This window comes from Pseudoalteromonas sp. APC 3224 (assembly GCF_030407535.1).
In the GTDB taxonomy this organism is placed as follows: domain Bacteria; phylum Pseudomonadota; class Gammaproteobacteria; order Enterobacterales; family Alteromonadaceae; genus Pseudoalteromonas.
Window position 1 is genome coordinate 1 of the sequence record NZ_JASDDF010000069.1, and the last position, 4,027, is coordinate 4,027.

The 4,027-nt window shown below is 38.8% G+C and carries 3 protein-coding genes; 2 read left to right on the forward strand and 1 reads right to left on the reverse strand.

From position 1 onward, the window contains the following. On the forward strand, positions 1–288 hold a 288-nt coding region (locus tag QL989_RS19015; protein WP_290171703.1), incomplete at its 5' end, for a hypothetical protein. 200 nt (positions 289–488) lie between these two features. After that, on the forward strand, positions 489–935 hold the full coding sequence (locus QL989_RS19020; RefSeq protein WP_290171705.1) for a GNAT family N-acetyltransferase: 447 nt from the start codon (positions 489–491) through the stop codon (positions 933–935). Positions 936–1,838: 903 nt separating this feature from the next. Here QL989_RS19020 and QL989_RS19025 read toward each other — a convergent pair. Next, on the reverse strand, positions 1,839–3,224 hold the full coding sequence (locus QL989_RS19025; protein ID WP_290171706.1) for a hypothetical protein: 1,386 nt from the start codon (positions 3,222–3,224) through the stop codon (positions 1,839–1,841). Between the last annotated feature and the right edge of the window lie 803 nt (positions 3,225–4,027).

The window sequence follows — 4,027 nt, forward strand, 5'->3', positions numbered from 1 at the left end:
GTACATTGTTTAAATGAAGAGGTTTTTGTTATTTCTAATACATTCCCTCAAAATATATTCTTAGATTGGATCTCGTATTCTGGAACCTTATTAGGCCAATTTAAAATTAATTTTAGTGGTATTGATTCATCTGACTATATATTTGTAAATGCAATAAATAGAAATAGTGAAGCAATACATTTAAGTGTAATGTATTTTAACCAATCGCCGAGACAGCAAGAAAAAATGAAGCCATATATTGGATATGACGTTTTAATTAATATTAATGCATCTGAAAGGTGGCACTAAAAAGCTTTAACACATATGAGCTTAAACTCTGTCAATAGGTGTATTAGTGTGATTACCAAGGAAACGTGACGGTCTAACTACCAAGCGATTTTACGCAGACAAATAACACGCAGTTATCGGGTTTATCTCAAATTAAGTATTGTTTTTTTTAAATTCTCCCATATATAGTTAGCTTTATGTGAAAAATAAAATGGAATTTTATGAATGTAAGTTTGAGTGAGGTTACGAAAGACAATTGGCTTGATGTTATTCATCTAGAGATTACTAAAGAGCAAGAAGATTACGTAGCGTTAAATTCAGAGTCTATTGCTGAATCCAGTTTTTACCCTCATTATGTTAATCGTGCAATTTATCTTGACGATATAGTCGTCGGTTTTATGCAATATTATCAGGAGCTTGAAGAAGGGCTACCGGATGAGTTTTATATTGCCCAGTTCATGGTTGATGTTAAACATCAAGGACAAGGTATTGGGAAAATCGCTACAGAACTGGTAATTAATGAAATGAAAGCAATTCCAGAGTGTAAGAAAATCACCATACTCTATATGCCTGGTCATCATGCAATGCGCAAGTTCTATTCACAGTTTGGTTTTGAAGTGACCGAAGAAGATGATGAAGACGGTGTTGTAATGGAGCTAGATGTTTAATAATCCAAACGGCCTTCAGGCCGTTTGTTTTTTAACTGAGATTTCTCTCAATTGAAGCTCAGTGGTATTCATATTTTCCCTCAGCAAGATATTGCGAACGCCGCTAGCCTCGATATCGACGTTTTTTTCAGACTTGAGTAGCCGTGACACCTTAGATTGGCCTAAATGTGGGTTAGTCACTATAACCATAATGACGCGCCAGTAAGGGCAAAGATTTTTCGAGTCGTGCGCATTGGTTTTTTCGGTATGCTGATTTTAAGTTTTGTGCAGTCATTCAGCTTTAGTGTCAGCTACGAAAATGTTGTAATTTACTTGTCTTTTGGTTTGGTAGTAGTCGGTCTATTCATGCCTATATACAGAGCAGAGTGTATTTTTGGTTATGTATTTGGCTCAATAGTTTTTTCTGGAGCAATAATACCTCTCATAGGTATATTGTTAATAGCGGGGATTCCATGGTCTTCTCACGTATGTATAAAGCCATTAGTTTTTCGAGTTTTTAGGGCGCAACCGCAGTAGTCTAGCTTAACAATCCGCGTCATTCAGGGCCTTCGGCCCGGAATGACGCTCTTAAGTTCGCGCGCATGTGCGAAGCGTTATACACAAGGATGAGCAGTGGCATTTAAATCTACGATTGTATTTCTTTTTATATTTATGATTTCTGGTTGTGCTTCACGAAGTGCAGAAGAGATCGGATGTAATTGTGGTCCAGTAATAAAGTATCATACCAAGTCACTCCGCAGTCCTTGCTTTTCATCTAGTCAGCATATCATCACTCAAAAAATAAAGTATCATACTGAAATGAAAATAAGCTCCATTTAGTAGGAGCTTATATTAAGCCATAAAAAACCGCCCTAACCGATTGAATTTTCATCATAGTCAGAGCGGTATCGGTATGCAACTTTATTACTTTTGCAATGCTAAGTTCGTTGGCACTGGTAGTAGAACACCTGCATTTGAGTAACAGCTGGGAGAAGAGGATCCCGTAGTGTAAAAATCCGAGACTTTATCCACTAAGCTATCGAAAGAACAGCCTGCTTGATTATGCTTATAGTGAAAATAGAAAAGCATTGGTCTGCTATTTACTAAGTTACTAAAGTTATCTTCATAAGTCTCATAGCGTTGTTGCTTTTCAGGATCAAGTCCGTATATCCTATCAATTTCCATATCAATCCCCAGTTTTATTTTAACCGAGGGTGTTGAATAGATGGATTGGCTTGACACCCAGGAGCTGATTTTGGCTAGTAGCCCATCCCATTCAGATGATTGTCCTACAGCCCAATCCTCTTGGGTGTATACATTAGGCTGCATGAAAATATAATCAAATAGCGGAGTAAAAGAGAAATCGTTCAGTATAGGTGTTAAATCCCACGCCGCCGAACTATCCAATCCACCGGTTATTAACTCTTCTACTTTACTGTAGGGGCCAGTTGTAGCAACCTCACCCTCTTTATAATTTGCGGAACGATCTGGCGCCCAGACAAAGTTAAGCTTTTGCAGTGAAGCATCAGACATAAGGTCTTTACGGATATTTGCAAAATACTCAAGCATAGGATTTCCTGCATCCTTACATACAGGAAAGTTCTCATCGAACATGTAAATGCCGTCGATTAAATCCCAATCGTTGATGAAAGCGGCCTTGAGCCAAATTAACCAGCTTTTAATTTGCGTATTTGTCGGAATGTAACGGGCATAATTATCGTCCGGCTTGACTGCAGGGGTAGAGATCCACACTTTCATATTTGAAGTGTTATTTGAAGCCTTTACCAACGCCAATATATCATTCACGTCTTTTTGGAAGCCATTCCCAGCATTAACGCCGAGACCATTGAAATTTTCTGATGCTGACAAGGGAGTTTCATCCGGAGTGCAATCAAGTAGTTTACCCGAAGAGTTGGACTGCATTGAGTAATAACTATCACTAAGGTGGCTTGTTGGCGCAATGATCAAGCGATTAACACCTGCGGAATCCAGTTTGTTAATTGTATCTAAATTAGGCTGATTAAAACTCCAATCAATTTTCCCTTCGTCTTCGCCATTTCCATAGCCTGTATAGATTAAAGCGGACTTAATATTATTACTGATCTGGACTGTGGTCACTGAGGTTGATTGGGCAAAATTAGCACAGCCAGCCTCATTGCAAGCCTTAACTCTGTAATTGCGAGTACCTGTGTATTCATGCCCTCGGTGCACGTACCCGTTGTTTTGCGAGTACTGGCCTAAATCAATGTTAGTAATATTGCAGCTGCTTCCTTTGCATTCTTCTAAAGCATAGTAGCTTGCATTACTCACAGAGGCCCATGAAATTGTATACGGACGGAACAGGGGCATACTCTCAGGGCCTGAAGGTGTCACTGTTTGCCAGGGAGGGCCATAGAACTCGATGCTAAACAGATTTCCATATGAACCACACCCAGAGCTATCGCACGCTTTAACCCTATACGTTCTAGTGCCTGTGTAAGCATAATTAAGGTTGATGGATGTTGCTGATAGGTTAGAAGTGTAATTGCAGTTGCTATCCTTACATTCCTCTAGCGTATATGTATTACCAGTGCCAGTAACCGTACTCCATGCAAGTGGATAGTCCTTGTTTATTGGAGCAGAGTTCGGGGTCCGTGTTATTTCCGGTATGGAAGTTGGGACAGCCATCGCTATCGAAGGTAATATCAGACATGCTGAGAGCAAATAACTTTTCAGATTCATAAACTAATTCCTTGTTTGTTATGTAATAAAGTCACAGCCAGCTCAAACTGACTATAGCATTAGGTTATAGATTAGGCTTTTTCTTGTCCACCGTGGAATAGTCCCGTATTATCTAACAGAGACAACATTAAACAGTAAAAGCCGGAAACAATGTCGGCTTTTCCGTTCTATATCGGTATGAAATTATATTACTCAGTATGATTCTTTAATACTTAGTATGAAACTCTATTACTCTCCGACAGTAATTTCACTTCTGGTTCTTACTTTACTTAGCATGACAAAGAAAGTTCTTGGATCGATAATTTTTTTACCCTAAATAAAAGCCACTCAGACACTTGTAATCCCCTTCAAAACGTCGATTAAAAATATCAAACACTTCTTTATATGCTGCG